The 20,215-nt window shown below is 62.8% G+C and carries 23 protein-coding genes; 21 read left to right on the top strand and 2 right to left on the bottom strand.

Going from position 1 to position 20,215, the window contains the following annotated elements; all coding sequences use genetic code 11:
* The gene (locus tag JQ553_RS30525) at window positions 1-990 is read right to left on the bottom strand and encodes a UbiA family prenyltransferase (protein WP_212503767.1); all 990 of its coding nucleotides are present in this window, start codon (window positions 988-990) and stop codon (window positions 1-3) included.
* 340 nt (window positions 991-1,330) lie between these two features.
* Window positions 1,331-1,534, bottom strand: a complete 204-nt coding sequence (locus JQ553_RS30520; RefSeq protein ID WP_212503766.1) for a hypothetical protein — start codon at window positions 1,532-1,534, stop codon at window positions 1,331-1,333.
* A gap of 162 nt (window positions 1,535-1,696) precedes the next feature.
* Here JQ553_RS30520 and JQ553_RS30515 point away from each other — a divergent pair, with 162 nt between their 5' ends.
* The 21 genes from JQ553_RS30515 (at window position 1,697) to nuoN (ending at window position 20,206) form a co-directional block, all read left to right on the top strand.
* Window positions 1,697-1,912, top strand: coding sequence for a hypothetical protein (locus JQ553_RS30515; RefSeq protein ID WP_212503765.1), 216 nt, complete (start codon window positions 1,697-1,699; stop codon window positions 1,910-1,912).
* Window positions 1,913-1,989: 77 nt separating this feature from the next.
* Window positions 1,990-2,895: an alpha/beta fold hydrolase gene (locus JQ553_RS30510; RefSeq protein ID WP_212503764.1), complete on the top strand. Its 906-nt coding sequence runs from the start codon at window positions 1,990-1,992 to the stop codon at window positions 2,893-2,895.
* 60 nt (window positions 2,896-2,955) lie between these two features.
* Window positions 2,956-3,150, top strand: a complete 195-nt coding sequence (locus tag JQ553_RS30505; protein ID WP_212503763.1) for a hypothetical protein — start codon at window positions 2,956-2,958, stop codon at window positions 3,148-3,150.
* Between the two features lie 473 nt (window positions 3,151-3,623).
* On the top strand, window positions 3,624-3,989 hold the full coding sequence (locus tag JQ553_RS30500; RefSeq protein WP_057856661.1) for an NADH-quinone oxidoreductase subunit A: 366 nt from the start codon (window positions 3,624-3,626) through the stop codon (window positions 3,987-3,989).
* Entirely contained in the window at window positions 3,980-4,570 is a 591-nt protein-coding gene (locus tag JQ553_RS30495; protein WP_050423879.1) for an NADH-quinone oxidoreductase subunit B family protein, read from the top strand. Before JQ553_RS30500 ends, JQ553_RS30495 begins: the two co-directional genes overlap by 10 nt.
* A gap of 11 nt (window positions 4,571-4,581) precedes the next feature.
* A complete protein-coding gene (locus JQ553_RS30490) occupies window positions 4,582-5,184 on the top strand; it encodes an NADH-quinone oxidoreductase subunit C (protein WP_212503762.1) in 603 nt (200 codons plus the stop codon).
* 37 nt (window positions 5,185-5,221) lie between these two features.
* Window positions 5,222-5,602 (top strand): four helix bundle protein, encoded by a 381-nt coding sequence (locus JQ553_RS30485; protein WP_283817301.1) that lies wholly within the window; start codon window positions 5,222-5,224, stop codon window positions 5,600-5,602.
* Window positions 5,603-5,657: 55 nt separating this feature from the next.
* Window positions 5,658-6,854, top strand: a complete 1,197-nt coding sequence (locus JQ553_RS30480) for an NADH-quinone oxidoreductase subunit D (protein WP_212503761.1) — start codon at window positions 5,658-5,660, stop codon at window positions 6,852-6,854.
* Window positions 6,854-7,813, top strand: a complete 960-nt coding sequence (locus JQ553_RS30475) for an FkbM family methyltransferase (protein WP_212503760.1) — start codon at window positions 6,854-6,856, stop codon at window positions 7,811-7,813. The genes JQ553_RS30480 and JQ553_RS30475 overlap by 1 nt, the downstream gene beginning before the upstream one ends.
* An 11-nt stretch (window positions 7,814-7,824) precedes the next feature.
* Complete coding sequence (nuoE, locus tag JQ553_RS30470; RefSeq protein WP_212503759.1) at window positions 7,825-8,436, top strand: NADH-quinone oxidoreductase subunit NuoE; 612 nt, start codon at window positions 7,825-7,827, stop codon at window positions 8,434-8,436.
* On the top strand, window positions 8,436-8,648 hold the full coding sequence (locus JQ553_RS30465; protein WP_212503797.1) for a hypothetical protein: 213 nt from the start codon (window positions 8,436-8,438) through the stop codon (window positions 8,646-8,648). Before nuoE ends, JQ553_RS30465 begins: the two co-directional genes overlap by 1 nt.
* A gap of 19 nt (window positions 8,649-8,667) precedes the next feature.
* Complete coding sequence (gene nuoF / locus JQ553_RS30460; RefSeq protein ID WP_212503758.1) at window positions 8,668-9,993, top strand: NADH-quinone oxidoreductase subunit NuoF; 1,326 nt, start codon at window positions 8,668-8,670, stop codon at window positions 9,991-9,993.
* A gap of 8 nt (window positions 9,994-10,001) precedes the next feature.
* Window positions 10,002-10,490, top strand: coding sequence for a hypothetical protein (locus JQ553_RS30455; protein WP_212503757.1), 489 nt, complete (start codon window positions 10,002-10,004; stop codon window positions 10,488-10,490).
* Between the two features lie 7 nt (window positions 10,491-10,497).
* Complete coding sequence (gene nuoG, locus JQ553_RS30450) at window positions 10,498-12,573, top strand: NADH-quinone oxidoreductase subunit NuoG (protein ID WP_212503756.1); 2,076 nt, start codon at window positions 10,498-10,500, stop codon at window positions 12,571-12,573.
* A gap of 10 nt (window positions 12,574-12,583) precedes the next feature.
* Window positions 12,584-13,654, top strand: coding sequence for an NADH-quinone oxidoreductase subunit NuoH (gene nuoH, locus JQ553_RS30445; protein ID WP_212503755.1), 1,071 nt, complete (start codon window positions 12,584-12,586; stop codon window positions 13,652-13,654).
* A 7-nt stretch (window positions 13,655-13,661) separates the two neighbouring features.
* On the top strand, window positions 13,662-14,156 hold the full coding sequence (gene nuoI / locus JQ553_RS30440) for an NADH-quinone oxidoreductase subunit NuoI (protein WP_212503754.1): 495 nt from the start codon (window positions 13,662-13,664) through the stop codon (window positions 14,154-14,156).
* Between the two features lie 9 nt (window positions 14,157-14,165).
* Window positions 14,166-14,804 carry an NADH-quinone oxidoreductase subunit J gene (locus JQ553_RS30435; RefSeq protein ID WP_212503753.1) on the top strand — a complete coding sequence of 213 codons (639 nt, stop codon included), beginning with the start codon at window positions 14,166-14,168 and terminating at the stop codon, window positions 14,802-14,804.
* Entirely contained in the window at window positions 14,801-15,109 is a 309-nt protein-coding gene (nuoK, locus tag JQ553_RS30430; RefSeq protein ID WP_166296023.1) for an NADH-quinone oxidoreductase subunit NuoK, read from the top strand. Before JQ553_RS30435 ends, nuoK begins: the two co-directional genes overlap by 4 nt.
* A 66-nt stretch (window positions 15,110-15,175) precedes the next feature.
* Window positions 15,176-17,248 (top strand): NADH-quinone oxidoreductase subunit L, encoded by a 2,073-nt coding sequence (nuoL, locus tag JQ553_RS30425; protein WP_212503752.1) that lies wholly within the window; start codon window positions 15,176-15,178, stop codon window positions 17,246-17,248.
* A complete protein-coding gene (locus JQ553_RS30420; protein ID WP_212503751.1) occupies window positions 17,248-18,759 on the top strand; it encodes an NADH-quinone oxidoreductase subunit M in 1,512 nt (503 codons plus the stop codon). The genes nuoL and JQ553_RS30420 overlap by 1 nt, the downstream gene beginning before the upstream one ends.
* A 10-nt stretch (window positions 18,760-18,769) precedes the next feature.
* Window positions 18,770-20,206 carry an NADH-quinone oxidoreductase subunit NuoN gene (nuoN, locus tag JQ553_RS30415; RefSeq protein ID WP_212503750.1) on the top strand — a complete coding sequence of 479 codons (1,437 nt, stop codon included), beginning with the start codon at window positions 18,770-18,772 and terminating at the stop codon, window positions 20,204-20,206.
* Window positions 20,207-20,215 lie beyond the last annotated feature (9 nt).

The raw sequence follows: 20,215 nt of genomic DNA, 5'->3' as shown, positions 1-20,215 counted from the left end.
TCAACGGATCCCGCTGAGATGAATCAGGTCGGAGCTGGTCAGGCTGTTCAGCCCGGGCAGGTCGACGAAGGTGAGCACGCCGAACAGCGCCATGGTGATACCGGCCGCGATCAGTATCGCAGGCTGGCGCATCAGTTCTTCCGGCCGAGCCGCGGCGGAGTCCGGCGTCAACGCGAGCCGCATATAGGAAGCGAACAGCGCGATTAGCAGCGGAATGACGACGAGATATTCGATGCGATATTTCAGCAGGAAGATGGCCATCATGAACGCAAAGCCCTGGGCGTAGACGAGGCAGCTCGTGACCAGGCTTGAATGGGTATAGACGGCGAAGGAGGGGCGATAGGCGGCAAGGTTGGCGGTGCCGCCGGCCTCGACGATTGCGCGATGCTCCGAAACGCGCTTGGCGGCCATCAGGAAGGCGCCGCCGAACCAATAGGCGAGCAGGATCGACGCCGGCGGGGCGATGCTCGGCACCACCGCGAACCAGCCGAACAGGAAGCGCAGCGGATTATTGAGGGACTCGACGATGACGTCGAGGAAGGCGCGGTCCTTGGCGCGGATCGGGCGCACATTATAGATCACGCCGAACGCCGCAAATACGGTCGCTGTGGTCGCGAAGGCGTAGCCGAGCCGATTGGCCGCCCAGACGCCGACGGTGGTCAGGAGGATGTACTGCGCAAAGACGATGGTCGGCGACATCACGGTTTGCACCGCCGGGCGCGCGTGCTTGGTCGGATGCATGGCGTCGAAGGGCGCGTCGAGCCATTCGTTGATGGTGTAGTTGGCTGACGACAGGGCCATCGCCACGAACAGGCAGGTGATCAGTCGCTGGGAAAGCGTGGTGACGTCGATCGGCCCTGTCTGCGACATGATCATCGCAAAGGCGATGCCGGGGATGATCAGCACGTGCTTGATCCAGTGGTCGGGCCGGGCGATCGCGATGTAGTCGGCGATACCCGCGGTCGGCTGCGCGTGATTGGTGACGGACATTGCGATCCTCCAAACTCCATCTGTGCCGCATCGGGTCGGATACGGTGAAAGATGCGTTTGGAGGGCAGCGATCGTGCCGCGGTGGCTGGCACGCGTGAAGTTGCGGCGAAACCCCGGCAACGCGGTTAACGGCCGCGGCTGGAAGAGGGGCGGACGAGGTTTCGGGCGTCGCCGGCAACGCCGACGCTTCACCCAGGCACAGCACAGTCAACGGTGCCGCGGAGTGAATTCAGCGGCAATGCGCCGGAATGAGACAGTTGTTTCAATACGGCGATCCGGCTCCAGGCAACAAAAAGCCGCCCGAAGGCGGCCGTTTTGGCTAAGAAGAACCTGTACGGACTTAACGGACGGTCGACGTCTCCGACGACGTGATGGCAACAGGCTTGCCGGCCTTGACGACGTGGTTGGTCTGGGCGGTCTGGCTAAAATCCGCATTCCTCCGGGCCGAAATACCCAAACCCGCAATCGCGATGCCGGCCACGAGGGCCACGATCACGATCTTGCGATGAGTCGCACGGTCCGCTGAATGGATCGAGTGGTTCATAATCGCCTCCGGGCGTCTTTGCGCCGTCTGTTGGCGATACTCGTAAGGCCGATCTGTTTCCGGATCGTTTCATGAGTTCCCCAAAATGGTTTCATTCGTCCGCCGGTTTGGTTTCGCCGCGGTTGCAACACGGGCTGTTGAGGCCCATGTTCGGGAAGCGCGTTGGAAAATGGTATTGAAAACAATGAGTTAAGGCCGGAGGAGCTTATTTGGCCGGGTGCCGGCACCATGGTGGGTGCAGCCGCCGAGTTTGTTTTCAGGCTCGGCGTCAACGCTCCGGAAGCCCATCCGCTCACAATCCGCCTGACCGCGGTCGCCGCACAGGCCCCGAAGCCTGAAGATGACCCCTGGCATCGCGTAGCTTTACTTCTCGCGTAATCGCGCACGCCATCCCCGATGGCGATGATCGGCCTGTCGGCGCCTCGATGCCGCCGATCCGCAAGGGAGATGCGCGAATGGATCGTCGAACCGTTCTCGAAGCGACGTTGCTTGGCACTGCACTTGCGGCGGCATCGCCGGCCGCCGCGCAAACCGTCACGCATTCGCGGGGGCGTCCGCTCCATGCGACCGCCAAGGACGGAACGAGGCTGTTCGTGCAGGACTGGGGCTCGGGCCGGCCGGTGCTGTTCCTGTCGGCATGGACCTTCGATGCGACCGTCTGGGGCAGCTATATCGTTGCGCTCGACGCCAAGGGTTATCGTTGCATTGCGCCGGACCGGCGCGGGCACGGCCGGTCCGGTATGCCGGCCACGGGGTACGATCTGGACACGCTGACCGACGATGTCGCCTCGGTGATCGAACAACGCGATCTTCGCGACGTGATCCTCGTGGCCTATTCGATGGGGTCGATCGAGGCAGTCAACTATCTCGCGCGCTTCGGATCGGATCGCATTGCGAAGCTGGTGCTGGTCGCGCCGACCACGCCATTCCTGGTGAGGACCGAAGACAACCCGGATGCGATCCCCAAGGCTGCGATCGACGCCGACAACGAGGCCATCGCGCGCGACTTCCCGAAATGGATTGCCGCAAACGAGCCGCCGTTTTTCATGCACGACACGCCGGAGATCACGCGCGCCTGGATCAGGGAGATGATCCTGAGCGTACCGCTGCCGGTGGCGCTCGCGTGTCGCAAGACGACCGCCTTCGCCGATCTTCGCGCGGCGGCGGGCGGGTTCGATCTCCCGACGCTGATCGTGCAAGGCGACAAGGATGCCAGCGCGCCGCTAGCGCTGACCGGCACCAAGACCGCAAAGCTGATCAAGGGCAGCAAGCTCACCATATACGAGGGCGCACCCCACGCGCTCACGCTGACACACAGCGAGCGCCTGCTGTCTGACATGCTCGCCTTCATGGAGAGTTGACGCGCGCGTTCTGCGCCGTCCGCCCGCGCGAGCGTAGGTCACCACGACCGTGCACCGGCATTGCCGGTTGCCGACGAGGATTGGATCCTTACCACGGGTGGGCACTTTTCTGGGGATATCGGTCACCGGCGTGCCTGCTTGGATCTCGACGGGTTGCGCAAGAGCTTGCCGGTCGGCGTCGTGTCGCAATTCGGTCTGGTCGTCTTCCTCAGCCGGCTTCCGCCGATCCGCATCGGCGGAAGCCTGCTGATTTGAAGGGGCGGCTCGCGAACCTCGTCGCGCCGAAGCTGCGCCACGGCGACAACCCGCGGGATAACCGAGACGGTGGTTTCCGTGATTTCGGGCTTGCTGCCCCATGACGCCATTGTGACCGGCGCACAGTGCGCAACCGAACCGGCATCCGCTGGAAGAGCTCAGCTCGCAGAATTATGGCGTTCTTATTCGGGCAATGGCGACCGCCGGACCGGCGACCCCGGACTGCAAAATGCCGCCCGCGGATAAGGGACGGAGCTGACATGAGGGCAAGGCCGGGCACCACACCATGACCGCGGCGTGACCTTGACGGGGGCATGAACGCGCCACAGCACCGGCGGGGAGTCTGCGAAAGAGGCGGCAAAGCGTCAAAATAGCTTGTCTTGCGCCCCCTGTTGCGCTGCGCTAAGCCTCAAGAATAATTCCAATCATCGAATCTGCGGCACGTCCGAAACCGCAGCAAGAAGGCCTCGCCGATGACCGGCATCCTGCAGAATTACCTTCCACTTGTGGTCTTTATCGGGGTCGCGAGCCTGATCGGTCTGGCGCTCCTGATCGCGCCGTTCCTGGTCGCGTTTCAGCAACCGGACCCGGAAAAGCTGTCCGCCTATGAATGCGGATTCAACGCTTTTGACGACGCCCGCATGAAGTTCGACGTTCGCTTCTATCTCGTGGCGATCCTCTTCATCATCTTCGACCTCGAAGTGGCCTTCCTGTTCCCCTGGGCCGTGGCGTTCGGAAAGCTCGGAGCGACCGGGTTCTGGTCGATGATGGTGTTCCTGGCCGTGCTGACGGTCGGGTTTGCTTACGAATGGAAGAAAGGCGCGCTTGAATGGGATTGAGCCCCACCGCCGCATCCTCGCAGCCGGCGATCGCGCAGGCTCCGAAGGGCATTCTCGATCCGTCGACCGGCAAGCCGGTCGGCGCCAATGATCCGTTTTTCCTCGAGGTCAACCACGAACTCTCGGACAAGGGTTTCTTCGTCGCCGCCGCTGACGACCTCATCACCTGGGCGCGTACCGGCTCGCTGATGTGGATGACTTTCGGTCTCGCCTGCTGCGCGGTCGAAATGATGCAGGTGTCGATGCCGCGCTACGACGTCGAGCGCTTCGGCTTCGCGCCGCGCGCCTCGCCCCGGCAGTCCGATGTGATGATCGTGGCGGGGACCCTGACCAACAAGATGGCGCCGGCGTTGCGCAAGGTCTATGACCAGATGCCGGAGCCACGTTACGTCATCTCGATGGGCTCCTGCGCCAATGGCGGGGGCTATTATCACTACTCCTACTCGGTGGTGCGCGGCTGCGATCGTATTGTGCCGATCGACATCTACGTGCCGGGCTGCCCGCCTACCGCGGAAGCGCTGCTCTACGGCGTGCTGCTGCTGCAGAAGAAGATCCGCCGCATCGGCACCATCGAACGCTAAGGTTTTACGTCATGGACGACGGCAAGCTCGACGCCCTTGGGCAGACGATCGTGAGCGCGCTTTCGGGCGCCGCCACCGCGCACTCGGTCGCGTTCAACCAACTGACCATCGATGTCGATGCGGAAAGGATCGTGGACGTCGTCAAGTTCCTGCGCGACGACCCGGGCTGCCGCTTCGTCAATTTCACCGACGTGACCGCGGTCGACTATCCCGGCCGCGAGAAGCGCTTCGACGTCGTCTATCATCTGCTGTCACCGACCTTGAACACGCGCATCCGCCTGCGTGCCGAAGCCGACGAGAGCACGCAGGTGCCATCGATCATCGGCGTTTTCCCCGGCGCCGACTGGTTCGAGCGCGAGGCCTATGATCTCTATGGCGTGATCTTCACGGGCCATCCGGACATGCGGCGGCTCTTGACCGACTACGGCTTCGACGGCCACCCGCTGCGCAAGGATTTTCCGCTCACCGGCTTTGTCGAGGTCCGCTACGACGACCAGGAGAAGCGAGTGCTCTATGAGCCGGTCCGTCTCAACCAGGAATTCCGCAAGTTCGATTTCCTCTCGCCGTGGGAAGGGGCGGATTATCCGCTGCCCGGGGATGAAAAGGCGAAATAGCGAATAGCGAATGGTGAGTGGCGAATAGGGATGATGATTGAGCGAACAGTCGATCAATTCGTACCGGGACCTGAAGGTATGGCAGGAAGCCATGACCTTGACCGAGTCCTGTTATCAGTTGACGCGCCGATTTCCTCGCGAAGAGCTGTTCGGCTTGACCTCGCAGATCAGGCGCGCCGCAGCGTCGATTCCTGCCAACGTCGCGGAGGGGCATGGACGCGAAAATACCGGCAGTTTCGTGCAGTCGCTTCGCATATCGCAAGGCTCGCTGAAGGAATTGGAAACCCATTTGCTATTGGCGGAGAGGGTGGGGATCTCGCCCTCCTTGCAATCGCAGCCGATTCTCGCGCAGTGCGAAAGCTTGGGCAAAATGCTGCGTGCGCTGATACGTTCCCTGCAGGACAAGTCCACGAAATGACGGTCGCTATTCGCTATTCGCCATTCGCTATTCGCTCGGCAGCGGGAGCTGTATCATGAACGAGCAACCGCAAAACCTTCGTAACTTCACGATCAATTTCGGGCCGCAGCACCCGGCCGCGCACGGCGTGTTGCGCCTGGTGCTGGAACTGGACGGTGAGGTCGTCGCCCGCGTCGACCCCCATATCGGACTGCTTCACCGCGGCACCGAAAAGCTGATCGAGCACAAGACCTACCTTCAGGCGATCCCGTATTTCGACCGGCTCGATTACGTCGCGCCGATGAACCAGGAGCACGCGTTCTGCCTCGCGGCCGAAAAGCTGCTCGGCATCACCGTGCCGCGCCGCGGCCAGTTGATCCGGGTGCTCTATTGTGAGATCGGCCGCATCCTGTCCCATCTGCTCAATGTCACCACACAGGCGATGGACGTCGGCGCGCTGACCCCGCCGCTGTGGGGCTTTGAAGAGCGCGAAAAGCTGATGGTGTTCTACGAGCGCGCTTCCGGCTCGCGCATGCATGCGGCCTATTTCCGCATCGGCGGTGTGCACCAGGACCTGCCGCCCAAGCTGATCGACGACATCGAGGCATGGTGCGACCCGTTCCTGCAGGTCGTAAACGACCTGGATACTCTGCTCACCGGCAACCGCATCTTCAAGCAGCGCAACGTCGATATCGGCGTGGTGCCGCTCAAGGAAGCCTGGGAGTGGGGCTTTTCGGGCGTGATGGTGCGCGGTTCGGGCGCGGCATGGGACCTGCGCAAGGCGCAGCCGTATGAATGCTACGCCGAGATAGATTTTGACATCCCGATCGGCAAGAACGGCGACTGCTACGACCGCTATCTGATCCGCATGGAAGAGATGCGCCAGTCGGTGCGCATCATGAAGCAGTGCATCCAGAAACTGAAGGCACCCGACGGGCAGGGGCCGGTGGTCGTCGAAGACAACAAGATCGCGCCGCCCCGTCGCGGCGAGATGAAGCGCTCGATGGAGGCGCTCATCCATCACTTCAAGCTCTACACCGAAGGCGTGCGCGTGCCGGCCGGCGAGGTCTACGCCGCCGTCGAAGCGCCAAAGGGCGAATTCGGCGTCTATCTCGTCGCCGACGGCACCAACAAGCCCTACAAGTGCAAGATCCGCGCACCAGGATTCGCGCACCTGCAGGCGATGGATCACATCTGCAAGGGCCATCTGCTCGCTGACGTTTCCGCCATTCTGGGCTCGCTCGACATCGTGTTCGGAGAGGTCGATCGGTGATGGCGCAGGCGCCAATCCAGTTTGACCGCGCCTCAGGGGCTCTCGAAGGAGCCAATCTGTGGGAACGGACGGCTGCGTTTGCGCTGATGACGGGATCGAAGATCTCGTCGCATTTCTCGCATATGGGCTACATCGCCTGCGCCAATCTGCTGCGCAAGACGCTGCCCGAACGCAATATCGCCATCAAGCTCAATCCGGATGCGCTGTTCGAGTTTCCTTACGGCGACGGCTACTGGAGCAAGCTACTCAACCGTTCCTACAATTATGAGGACGAGTTGGAACTGCTGTTCGCGGACTCCGCCGACGTCGACTACACGCTGATCGATTGCGGCGCCAATTACGGTTACTGGTCGGTGCTGGTCTCGAGCAAGCCGTTCGGCGCGCATCGCGCGATCGCGATCGAGCCGGCGGGACAGAACTATTCGAAGCTCGCCAACAATGCGCGCGTCAACGGCAACCGTTTCGAGACCGTCAAATGTGCGATCGGCGCCGGCCGCGGCACCGCGCGTCTGTCGGGCACCAAGCACGAGGCCTTCAGCATCGCCGGCGATCAGGCGAGCGGCGAGGAAGTTCCTGTGATCGCCCTCGACAATCTGATCGATGACGGCAAAATCGCGGCCCGCGGCAAATACCTTGTCAAGCTCGACGTCGAGGGTGTCGAGATCGAGGCCATGAAGGGCGGCCGGCGGTTGATGGAAGCCGACAGCGTGCTGCTCTGCGAGGAGCACGGCAGCGATCGCGCGCACACCGTGTCGCGCTACATCCTCGAAGAGACGCCGCTGGCACTGATCGTCTACGATCCCTCTACCAATCGCCTTGAGACCGTGAACGAGCTTTCGATTCTCGATCGCATCAAGGTTTCCACCCACATCGGCTACAACGTGTTCGGCACGAGCAGCGCTTTCTGGCAAGACCGGATTCAAGCGCTGAATGCGAGGGCCGCACGCCGCGTGCAATGAGAGACTGAACGATGTCCGTCCGCCGCCTTGCCCCGAAGGAATTGCAGCCCGCGAGCTTCACGTTCACGGACGAAACCCTCGCCTGGGCCAAGAAGGAAATTGCGAAATATCCGCCTGGCCGACAGGCGTCGGCTGCGATCGCGATCCTGTGGCGCGTGCAGGAGCAGCATGAGGGGTGGGTCTCGGAAGCAGCGATCCGCGCCGTTGCCGACCTGCTCGAGATGCCGCACATCCGCATGCTTGAAATCGCAACCTTCTACACGATGTTCCAACTCTCGCCGGTCGGCAAAAAAGCCCATGTGCAGGTGTGTGGCACCACGCCGTGCCGGCTGCGCGGCGCCGCCGACCTGATCGAGGTGTGCCAGCATCGCATCCATCACGAGCCCTTCCATCCGTCGAAGGACGGCAACTTCTCCTGGGAGGAGGTCGAGTGCCTCGGCGCCTGCGTGAACGCACCGATGGTTCTGATCTGGAAGGACACGTATGAGGATCTGACCAAGGAGAGCTTTGGCAAGGTGCTGGACGGTTTCGCCGCCGGAAATCCGCCGAGGCCCGGTCCGCAGATCGACCGTCAGTTCTCCGCGCCGGTGGGCGGGCCGACCACGCTGAAGGAGACCACCTGATGCGCGACCCGCAGATGCAAGCAAACGGGACGGGGAGGGTCGGCACGATGAGGAACTGGCGCTACATCGCCCTGCATACGCTGGCCGCTGCCGGCTTCATCTTCCTGTTGCAGCGCTACGGGCTGAACGCCTCGCTGGAATCCAGCCTGTTGTGGGCCGTGGTGTTTGGCGGCTGCGCCGCCGGGCTCGCTTACGCCCAAGCCAATCGTTGATGTTCGGAAAGTCTTAAGAATGCTCGACGACAAGGATCGCATCTTCAAGAACCTCTACGGCCTCCACGATTGGGGCCTCGAGGGCGCGCGCCGCCGCGGCGCCTGGGACGGCACCAAGGGGATTATCGACAAGGGCCGCGACTGGGTCATCAACGAGATGAAGGCGTCCGGCCTGCGCGGTCGGGGCGGGGCGGGATTCCCGACCGGCCTGAAATGGTCGTTCATGCCGAAGCAATCGACCGACGGGCGGCCAAGCTATCTCGTCGTCAACGCCGACGAGTCAGAGCCCGGAACCTGCAAGGACCGCGAGATCATGCGGCATGATCCGCATCTCCTCGTCGAGGGCTGCCTGCTCGCGAGCTTCGCGATGGGCGCGCATGCCTGCTACGTCTATGTCCGCGGCGAGTTCATCCGCGAGCGCGAGCGCCTGCAGGCCGCGATCGACCAGGCCTACGACGCCAAGCTGATCGGCAAGGACAACGTCAACGGCTGGCCGTTCGACCTCTATGTCGCCCACGGCGCCGGGGCCTATATCTGCGGCGAGGAGACCGCGCTGCTCGAAAGCCTCGAAGGCAAGAAGGGCCAGCCGCGGCTGAAGCCGCCGTTCCCGGCGAATGTCGGTCTCTATGGCTGCCCGACCACCGTGAACAACGTCGAGTCGATCGCAGTCGCCCCCGACATTCTGCGCCGCGGCGCAGCCTGGTTCGCCGGCATCGGCCGACCCAACAATGTCGGCACAAAGCTCTTCTGCATCTCCGGTCACGTCGAACGGCCCTGCAACGTCGAAGAAGCGATGGGGATTCCGTTCCGCGAATTGATCGACAAGCATTGCGGCGGCATCCGCGGCGGTTGGAGCAATCTGAAGGCGGTTATCCCCGGAGGTTCGTCGGTGCGGATGGTTCCGGCCGAGCAGATCATCGACACACCAATGGACTTCGACTCCCTGAGCAAGCTGCGCTCGGGCCTCGGCACCGCCGCCGTGATCGTGATGGACAAATCGACCGACCTGATCCGGGCGATCGCCCGCATCTCCTATTTCTACAAGCACGAGAGCTGCGGCCAGTGCACGCCGTGCCGCGAGGGCACGGGCTGGATGTGGCGGGTGTTGACCCGGATGGCCGAGGGTCGCGCCCACAAGCGCGAGATCGACATGTTGCTCGAAGTGACCAAGCAGGTCGAGGGTCACACCATCTGCGCGCTCGGCGACGCAGCCGCCTGGCCGATCCAGGGTCTGATCGCGCATTTCCGTCACGAGATCGAGGAACGCATCGACCAGTATTCGCACAAGGCCGATATCGACGATGTCGGAGTCCGCGATCCCGTCAACATGGTGGCTGCGGAGTGATGGCGGCGATGACGCAACAGGTCGTCTGGTGGCAGAAATACGGGACGCTTGCGCAGATGGCGCAGGCGACCGTGGCGCTGCTCGGCTTTGTTGCAATCCTGCTGCAGATCAACGAAATCCGCGCCGGCAACCGCGCCACGAGCGCGCGCACGGCGTTTCTCGGTTACACCGAGCTCGCTTTCAGGAATCCGAAGTTCGCGCAGCCCGACTACGAGGCCATCAAGGTGGGTAACCGCGAAGAGCGTGTCCAGTATGAGAGTTTTGTCTCATACTTCCTCTATGCCTGCGAGGAAACGATCGCCGCATTCAGGGACAAGCGCGAGTGGTTGGCGTCCTGTGACTACGATCTGAAGCCGCATTTGGCCTTCCTCTGCGAGAAGGAGCAGGCGCAGCCCGCTTATCTCGCGACCTACGGCGCGGAGACTCAGCAATGGGTCAAGACATCCATGAAGACCGCCAGCGTTACACCGCCCGACTGCAAGCTCGGAAAGACTTGAGACAGACATGACCAAGATCATCATCGATGGCAAAGAGATCGATGTGCCGCCGGAATACACGCTGTTGCAGGCGTGCGAGGCGGTCGGCGCCGAGATTCCGCGCTTCTGCTACCACGAGCGGCTGTCGATCGCCGGCAATTGCCGGATGTGCCTTGTCGAGGTGAAGGGCGGCCCGAAGCCGGTCGCTAGCTGCGCCTGGGCCGTGCGCGACTGCCGTCCGGGCCCGAAGGGCGAACCGCCGGAAATCTCGACCCGTTCGCCGATGGTGAAGAAGGCACGCGAAGGCGTGATGGAGTTCCTGCTGATCAACCATCCACTGGACTGCCCGATCTGCGACCAGGGCGGTGAGTGCGACCTGCAGGACCAGGCGATGGGCTACGGCGTCGATACCAGCCGTTTCGCCGAGAACAAGCGCGCCGTTGAGGACAAGTATCTTGGCGCGCTGGTCAAGACCTCGATGAACCGCTGCATCCAGTGCACGCGCTGCGTCCGCTTCTCCGCCGAGATCTGCGGCGCACCTGAAATGGGCGCGACCGGCCGCGGCGAAGACATGGAGATCACGACGTACCTCGAGTCGGCGCTGACCTCGGAGCTGCAGGGCAACCTCGTCGACATCTGTCCGGTCGGCGCGCTGACCTCGAAGCCCTATGCGTTCGCGGCGCGGCCCTGGGAACTCGGCAAGACCCAGTCAGTCGACGTCATGGACGGTGTCGGCTCGGCGATCCGCGTCGACACCCGCGGCCGCGAGGTGATGCGCATCCTGCCGCGCATCAACGAGACCGTGAACGAGGAATGGATCTCCGACAAAACCCGCCACATCGTCGACGGCCTGCGCACGCAGCGGCTGGACCGGCCCTATGTGCGCGAGAACGGCCAGCTGAAGCCGACGACGTGGCAGGGCGCGTTTGCCGCGATCGCCGCAAAGGCCGGCCGCAGCGACGGCAAGCGGATCGGGGCCATTGCCGGCGATCTCGCCGCGGTGGAAGAGATGTTCGCGCTGAAGGAATTGCTGGCGAAGTTCGGTTCGGCCAATCTGGCGGTGCAGGGCGGCGATGCGTTTGACGCCAAGGCCGGCCGCGGCTCCTACATCTTCAACCCGACCATTGCCGGTATCGACCAAGCCGATGCGCTGCTGATCATCGGCTCGCACCCGCGCAAGGAAGCCGCCGTGCTCAACGCGCGCATCCGCAAGCGCTGGCGCGCCGGCGGGCTCAAGGTCGGGATGATCGGATCCAAGGCCGACTTCACCTATGATCACGAATACCTTGGCGCGGGGACCGACACGCTGGCCGATCTCGCCGCCGGCAAGCACTCGTTCGCCGATGTGCTGAAAAACGCCAAGCACCCGATCGTCCTGGTCGGCGCGGGGGCTTATACGCGGCATGACGGAGCCGCGGTGCTGGCGCAAGCGGCGAAGCTTGCCGTCGATGTCGGCGCGCTGAAGGAGGGCTGGAACGGATTTGCGGTGCTGCAGGACACGGCGTCACGCGCCGGTGCCCTCGATCTCGGCTTTTCAGCCTCCGGCGGCAGCCTGACCACAGCGCAGATGACGACCTTCGGCACGCTCGATTTGCTGTTCCTGCTCGGCGCCGACGAAATCAAGGCGCCGGATGGCACCTTCGTCGTCTATATCGGCACCCATGGCGACCGTGGCGCGCATCGGGCCGACGTCATCCTGCCCGGCGCGGCCTATACCGAGAAGTCCGGCATCTACGTCAACACGGAGGGCCGGGTGCAGATGGCCAACCGCGCCGCGTTCCCGCCCGGAGAGGCCCGCGAGGACTGGGCGATCATCCGCGCACTGTCCGACGTACTTGGCAAGAAGCTGCCTTACGATTCCATGCAGGCGCTACGCCAGGCGATGTTCAAGGCCCACCCGCATCTGATGCGTCTCGACCAGATCGAGGCCGGCAACGCCGACGAGGTCAAGGCGCTGGCGGGCAAGGGCGGCAGTATCGACAAGGCGGCGTTCAAGCCGACGGTCGAGGATTTCTACCTGACCAACCCGATCGCACGGGCGTCCGCCGTGATGGCGGAATGCTCGCGGCTGGCGTCGGGCCGAATGCTGACGGCAGCGGAGTGAGCGTGATCTGATGGCTGAATTCTTCGCAAGCTCGTTCTGGACCGGGTTCCTCTGGCCGCTGATCATCATGGTCGCGGAGAGCGTGTTGCTGCTCGTCGTGCTCCTGGTCGCGATCGCCTACATCCTGCTCGCCGACCGCAAGATCTGGGCGGCGGTGCAGATCCGCCGCGGCCCCAACGTGGTCGGCCCGTTTGGGTTGCTGCAATCCTTTGCCGACCTCTTGAAGTTCGTGCTGAAAGAGCCGGTCATCCCGTCCGGCTCCAACAAGGGCGTGTTCCTGCTGGCGCCGCTGGTGTCTTGCGTGCTGGCGCTCGCTGCCTGGGCCGTGATCCCGATGGATCTCGGCTGGGTGATATCAGACATCAATGTCGGCGTGCTCTACATCTTCGCGATCTCGTCGCTGTCGATCTATGGCATCATCATGGCCGGCTGGTCGTCGAACTCGAAATACCCGTTCCTGGCGGCGCTCCGCTCGGCGGCGCAGATGGTGTCCTACGAGGTCTCGATCGGCTTCGTGATCATCACAGTGCTGCTCTGCGCCGGCTCGCTGAACCTCTCGGCCGTGGTGGAGGCGCAGAACACGCGCGGGCTCGCCAGCCTGATCGGCTTGCCGCAGCTTACCATTCTGAATTGGTATGTGTGGCCGCTGTTCCCGATGGCCGTGGTGTTCTACGTTTCGGCGCTGGCCGAGACCAACCGTCCGCCGTTCGACCTGGTCGAAGCGGAGTCCGAACTCGTCGCGGGCTTTATGGTCGAGTATGGTTCGACGCCGTACCTGCTCTTCATGCTCGGCGAGTACGTCGCGATCACCACGATGTGCGCGATGGCGACCATTCTGTTCCTGGGCGGCTGGCTGCCGCCGGTGGCGCTGCCGCCCTTTACCTGGGTTCCCGGCATCGTCTGGTTCGCACTGAAACTGTTCTTCATGTTCTTCCTGTTCGCGATGGCGAAGGCGATCGTGCCGCGCTACCGCTACGATCAACTGATGCGGCTCGGCTGGAAAGTGTTCCTGCCGCTGTCGCTTGCGATGGTGGTGATCGTGGCCGGCGTGCTGCAGTTTGCCGGCATCGCGCCGAAGTGAGGCCATCATGAGTGTCAACGTCAACGCAACGGCCCGCTCGCTTCTCTTGTCGGAATTCGTCTCGGCGTTCTTCCTCGCCATGCGCTATTTCTTCAAGCCGAAGCCGACGCTGAACTATCCCTTCGAGAAGGGTGCGATCTCGCCGCGCTTCCGCGGTGAACACGCGCTGCGGCGCTATCCAAACGGCGAAGAGCGCTGCATCGCCTGCAAACTGTGCGAGGCGATCTGCCCGGCGCAGGCGATCACGATCGAGGCGGGTCCGCGCCGCAACGACGGCACCCGCCGCACCGTGCGCTACGACATCGACATGGTGAAGTGCATCTATTGCGGCCTGTGCCAGGAAGCCTGTCCGGTCGATGCCATCGTCGAGGGCCCGAACTTCGAGTTCGCGACCGAGACCCGCGAGGAACTCTATTATGACAAGGCGAAATTGCTCGCCAACGGCGACCGCTGGGAGCGCGAGATCGCAAAGTCGATCGAACTCGACGCGCCGTATAGGTGAGGTGAGCGAATGATGCTTCCGGCGCTGTTCTTCTATCTGTTTGCTGCCGTTTGCGTGGCGTCAGCGGTCATGGTGATTGTCTCGCGCAATCCCGTGCACTCCGTGCTGTATTTGATCCTGGCGTTCGTCAACGCCTCGGGCCTGTTCATCCTGATGGGCGCAGAGTTCCTCGGCATGATACTGATCGTGGTCTATGTCGGCGCCGTCGCGGTCCTGTTCCTGTTCGTAATCATGATGCTCGACGTCGATTTCGTCGAGTTGCGCGAGGGCTTCATCCAGTACCTGCCGATCGGCATCGTGATCGGCGGTATTTTCATGTTCGAACTGCTGCTCGTGGTCGGTGCCTGGGTCATCAACCCGCAGGTCGCCAAGACGATCACGGCCGCGATCCCGGCAAATGTGAGCAACACCGAGGCGCTCGGCCTCGTGCTCTACACGAAGTACATCCATTACTTCCAGATCGCGGGCGTGGTGCTTCTGGTCGCCATGATCGGCGCGATCGTGCTGACACTGCGCCACAAGCCGAGCGTCAAGCGACAGGACATCAACGTGCAGAACGCGCGCACGCCCGACATGGCGATGGCATTGCGCAAGGTGGCGTCGGGGCAGGGGCTGCAGGACGCCGATGCGGCGGAGTGGGTGAAATGACGATCGGGCTCGGGCACTATCTCGCGGTCGGCGCGATCCTGTTCACGCTTGGGATCCTCGGCATATTTCTCAACCGCAAAAACATCATCATCATCCTGATGTCGATCGAGCTGATCCTGCTCTCGGTCAACATCAATCTTGTGGCATTCTCGACCTTCCTGGGCGACATCGTCGGTCAGGTGTTCGCGTTGCTGGTGCTGACGGTGGCTGCGGCCGAGGCCGCGATCGGCCTCGCTGTGCTGGTGGTGTATTTCCGCAACCGCGGTTCGATCGCGGTTGAAGACGTCAATCTGATGAAGGGCTAGGCAGCGCATGATCCGGAAAAGTGGAGGCCGGTTTTCCGGCAAGATCATGCGCGAGAGGACACGTTAATGGTTCAGGCAATCGTTTTCCTGCCTCTGCTGGGCGCCATTCTTGCGGGGATTATCTCGCTGGTCGGCGCGCATGCGCGATGCCCGAGCGGCGATACCGTCGAACATCACGACGATGCGCATGGCGATGCCCATGCCTCCGCCGCTCATGACGATCACGGCCACGACGATCATGGCCATGACGACCACCACGTCTCCGAGCCGCCGGCGGCGGGCTCGCGTGCGGCCGAGCTGATCACCACCGGCTTGCTGTTCGTGTCTGCGGCGCTGTCCTGGTTCACCCTGGTCCAGGTCGGCTTCATGCACCAGGATGCCAGCATCCAGATACTGCCCTGGATCACCTCTGGAGACCTGCAGGTGTTCTGGGCGCTGCGCGTCGATACGCTGACGGCGGTGATGCTGGTCGTGGTCAACACGGTATCCTCCCTCGTCCACCTCTACTCGATCGGCTATATGGACGAGGACCCGTACCGGCCGCGCTTCTTCGGTTATCTCAGCCTGTTCACCTTCGCGATGCTGATGCTGGTCACGGCCGACAATCTCGTACAGCTCTTCTTCGGCTGGGAGGGCGTTGGTCTCGCGAGCTACCTCCTGATCGGCTTCTGGTACCAGAAGCCCTCGGCAAACGCCGCGGCGATCAAGGCCTTCGTGGTCAACCGCGTCGGCGATTTCGGCTTCGCGCTCGGCATCTTCGCGATCTTCATGCTGATCGGCTCGACCGATTTCGAGACGATCTTTCGCGCCGCACCCGGGCTGACTGGCAAGACCATCAACTTCTTCGGCTGGCAGGCCGATGCGCTGACGCTGACCTGCTGCCTGCTGTTCATGGGCGCGATGGGCAAGTCGGCGCAGTTTCTGCTGCACACCTGGTTGCCGGACGCGATGGAGGGCCCGACCCCGGTATCGGCGCTGATCCACGCCGCGACCATGGTTACCGCCGGCGTCTTCATGGTAGCGCGGCTGTCGCCGCTGTTCGACCTGTCGCCAACCGCGCAGGCGGTGGTGATGTTCTTTGGCGCGACCACGGCGTTCTTCGCGGCGACCGTCGGTCTGGTGCAGAACGACATCAAGCGCATCATCGCGTACTCGACCTGTTCGCAGCTCGGCTACATGTTCGTGGCGATGGGCGCGGGGGCCTATTCGGTCGGCATGTTCCACCTGTTCACGCACGCCTTCTTCAAGGCGCTGCTATTCCTCGGCTCGGGTTCGGTGATCTACGCCATGCATCACGAGCAGGACATCCGCAACATGGGCGGCCTCTGGCGCAAGATCCCGTACACCTTCGCCGTAATGTGTGTCGGCACGCTGGCGCTGACCGGCTTCCCGCTGTTCGCGGGCTACTTCTCCAAGGATGCGATCATCGAGTCGGCCTATGCGGCGCATAATCCGTTCGCGACCTATGCCTATCTGCTGACGGTCGGGGCCGCCGGGCTGACCTCGTTCTATTCCTGGCGTCTGATCTTCAAGACCTTCTTCGGCGAACCGCACGACCAGGAGCATTACGAGGCGGCGCATGAAAGCCCGATGTGGATGCTGGTCCCGATCGGCGTGCTCGCCGCGGGTTCGATCCTTGCCGGCTTCCCGTTCAAGGAACTGTTCGCCAGCCCTCACGGCGTGGAGGAGTTCTTCCGCGATTCCGTGAAGATGAACCCGCACATCCTCGAGGACATGGAGCACATGCCGGGCTGGCTGGTGCCGCTGCCTACGGTCATGATGGTGATCGGCCTGTTCATTGCCTACATGTTCTACATCCGCAGGCCGTATCTGCCGGTCGAACTCGCGAACCAGCAGCCGATGCTGTATCAGTTCCTGCTCAACAAATGGTACTTTGACGAGCTGTATGAACTGATCTTCGTGCGTCCGGCCAAGTGGATCGGCTACCAGCTCTGGAAAAAGGGCGACGGCTTCATCATCGACGGCTTCGGTCCCGACGGTGTCTCGGCACGCGTGCTCGACGTCACGCGCAACGTCGTGAAACTGCAGACCGGCTACCTCTATCACTACGCGTTCGCGATGCTGATCGGGGTTGCCGGATTGATTACCTGGTTCATGTTCGGCTTGGGAGGCCAGTAATGACAACCTGGCCTATCCTATCCGTCGTCACCTTCCTGCCGGCCGTCGGTGCGATACTGGTTTACCTGCTCGCGCGGGGCGGCGATGAGGCGGCGAACCGCACCGCGCGCTGGATCGCGTTGTGGACCACACTGATTACCTTCGCGGTCTCGCTGATCCTGGTCGCGCGTTTCGATCCGGCGCAGACCGAGTTCCAGTTCGTCGAGAAGGCGTCCTGGCTTGCGACCGGCATCACCTATCACATGGGGGTCGACGGCATCTCGCTGCCGCTCCTGATCCTGACGACGGCGATCATGCCGCTCTGCATCATCGCAAGCTGGAGGGCGATCACGAGCAGGGTCGGCGAATACATGATGGCGTTCCTGATTCTGGAAACGCTCATGGTCGGCACCTTCTCGGCGCTCGATCTCGTGCTGTTCTACCTGTTCTTCGAAGGCGGCCTGATCCCGATGTTCCTGATCATCGGCGTCTGGGGTGGTCCGCGCCGGGTCTATGCTTCTTTCAAGTTCTTCCTCTACACGCTGCTCGGCTCGGTCTTGATGCTGCTTGCCATCATGGCGCTGTATTGGAACGCCGGCACCACCGACATCCCGACGCTGATGCACACGGCGGTGCCGCGCGGCATGCAGACCTGGGCTTGGCTGGCGTTCTTTGCTTCCTTCGCCGTGAAGATGCCGATGTGGCCGGTCCACACGTGGCTGCCGGACGCCCATGTCGAGGCGCCGACCGCGGGCTCCGTGATTCTGGCCGCGATCCTCCTGAAGATGGGAGGTTACGGCTTCCTGCGCTTCTCGCTGCCGATGTTCCCGCTCGCCTCGCACGACTTTGCGCCGTTCGTGTTCACGCTCTCCGTCATCGCCATCATCTACACCTCGCTGGTGGCGATGATGCAGGAGGACATGAAGAAGCTGATCGCATACTCGTCGGTCGCGCATATGGGCTTCGTCACCATGGGCATCTTCGCGGTGACGACGCAGGGCGTTGCCGGCGGCATGTTCCAGATGGTCTCGCACGGCATCGTCTCCGGCGCGTTGTTTCTTTGCGTCGGCGTCGTCTACGACCGCATGCATTCCCGCGAGATCGCCACCTATGGCGGCCTGGTGAACCGCATGCCGCTCTATGCGATGACGTTCATGATCTTCACCATGGCCAACGTGGGTCTTCCCGGAACATCCGGCTTCATCGGCGAGTTCATGACGTTGCTCGGCACCTTCAAGGTCTCGCTGCCGACGGCGTTTTTCGCGACAACGGGCGTGATCCTGTCGGCATGCTATGCCCTGTGGCTTTACCGCAAAGTGGTCTTCGGTGCGCTGGTCAAGCCGTCGCTCATGAGCATCAAGGACCTCACCTTGCGCGAATGCCTGACACTGTTTCCGTTGATCGCGCTGACCATCCTGTTCGGTGTCTATCCGAAGCCGGTGCTCGATATGTCGGCTGCCTCAGTCCAGCAACTCGTCAACAATTACAATACCGCCGTGACTGCCGTGAAGGCAGCGGCGCTGATTCAATAAGGCGCTAGCCATGAGTTTTTCCAGTGCAGGTTATCAGTTGCAGCCGGTGCTGCCCGAGCTGGTGCTCGCGGTCGGCGCCATGGTGCTGTTGATGATCGGAGCCTATCGCGGGCAGGGAACGACGCGACTCGTCACCGCGCTGGCGGTGCTGCTGCTGGTCCTGACCGGCGTGCTGGAGCTCACGCTGCCGGCCGGCAAGCTCGTCACCTTCGGCGGCAGCTTCATTGTCGACGATTTCGCCCGCTTCCTGAAAATCCTGGCACTGATCGGCTCGGCGGCCACGCTGATCCTGGCGACGGAATTCCTGTCCGATCCGTCGCGACGGATTTTCGAGTTTGCGATCCTGGTGCTGCTGTCGACCCTCGGCATGATGGTGCTGATCTCGGCCGGCGACCTGATCATGCTCTACCTCGGCCTCGAGCTGATGAGTCTTGCACTCTATGTCGTGGCGGCGAGCCAGCGGGACAACGCGAAGTCGACCGAGGCGGGCCTGAAGTATTTCGTCCTTGGCGCCCTGTCGTCGGGCATGTTGCTCTACGGTGCATCGCTGATCTACGGCTTCACGGGTACCGTCAGCTTCGCCGGCATTGCCGCGGCCGCGACCACCGGTAGCGTCGGCATCGTGTTCGGCCTGGTGTTTTTGCTCGCTGGCCTCTGCTTCAAGGTCTCGGCGGTGCCGTTCCACATGTGGACACCCGATGTCTATGAGGGCGCGCCGACGCCGGTGACCGCCTTCTTCGCGTCCGCGCCGAAGGTCGCGGCCATGGCCGTGTTCACCCGCGCGACGCTGACCGCGTTTCCCGGGATCGTCACCCAATGGCAGCAAATCCTGGTGTTCGTGGCGATCGCCTCGATGGCGCTGGGCTCGTTCGCGGCGATCGGGCAGAGCAACATCAAGCGCCTGATGGCCTACTCTTCGATCGGCCATATGGGCTTTGCGCTCGTCGGCCTTGCCGCTGGCACGGTCGAGGGCGCGCAGGGCGTGCTGGTCTACATCGCGATCTATGTCGCGATGACGCTCGGCTCTTTTTCCATCATTCTCGCGATGAAGCGCAACGGCCGGGCGGTGGAGCAGATCAGCGATTTCGCCGGTCTCTCCCGCACTAATCCGGTGCTTGCCTTCTTCTTTGCGATGCTGCTGTTCTCGCTCGCCGGCATCCCGCCGCTCGCGGGTTTCTTCGCCAAATGGTACGTCTTCGTCGCGGCGATCAAGGCCAATCTGTTCACGCTCGCCGTCATCGGCGTGCTGACCAGCGTAGTGGGGGCCTACTACTATCTCTCCATCATCAAGACGATGTATTTCGACGAACCGGCCGGCCGGGTCGACCCGATGCGCTTTGAACTTCGCGCAGTGCTGGCCGTTGCGGGGTTGTTCAATATTCTCTTCGCGCTCTTCGCGGGACCCGTCGTAGGCGTCGCCACGGCGGCGGCGAAGTCGCTGTTCTAGCGCGTGTGA

The organism is Bradyrhizobium lablabi (genome assembly GCF_018131005.1).
GTDB lineage: Bacteria > Pseudomonadota > Alphaproteobacteria > Rhizobiales > Xanthobacteraceae > Bradyrhizobium > Bradyrhizobium lablabi_D.
This window is presented reverse-complemented; position numbering and strand designations above follow the sequence as displayed.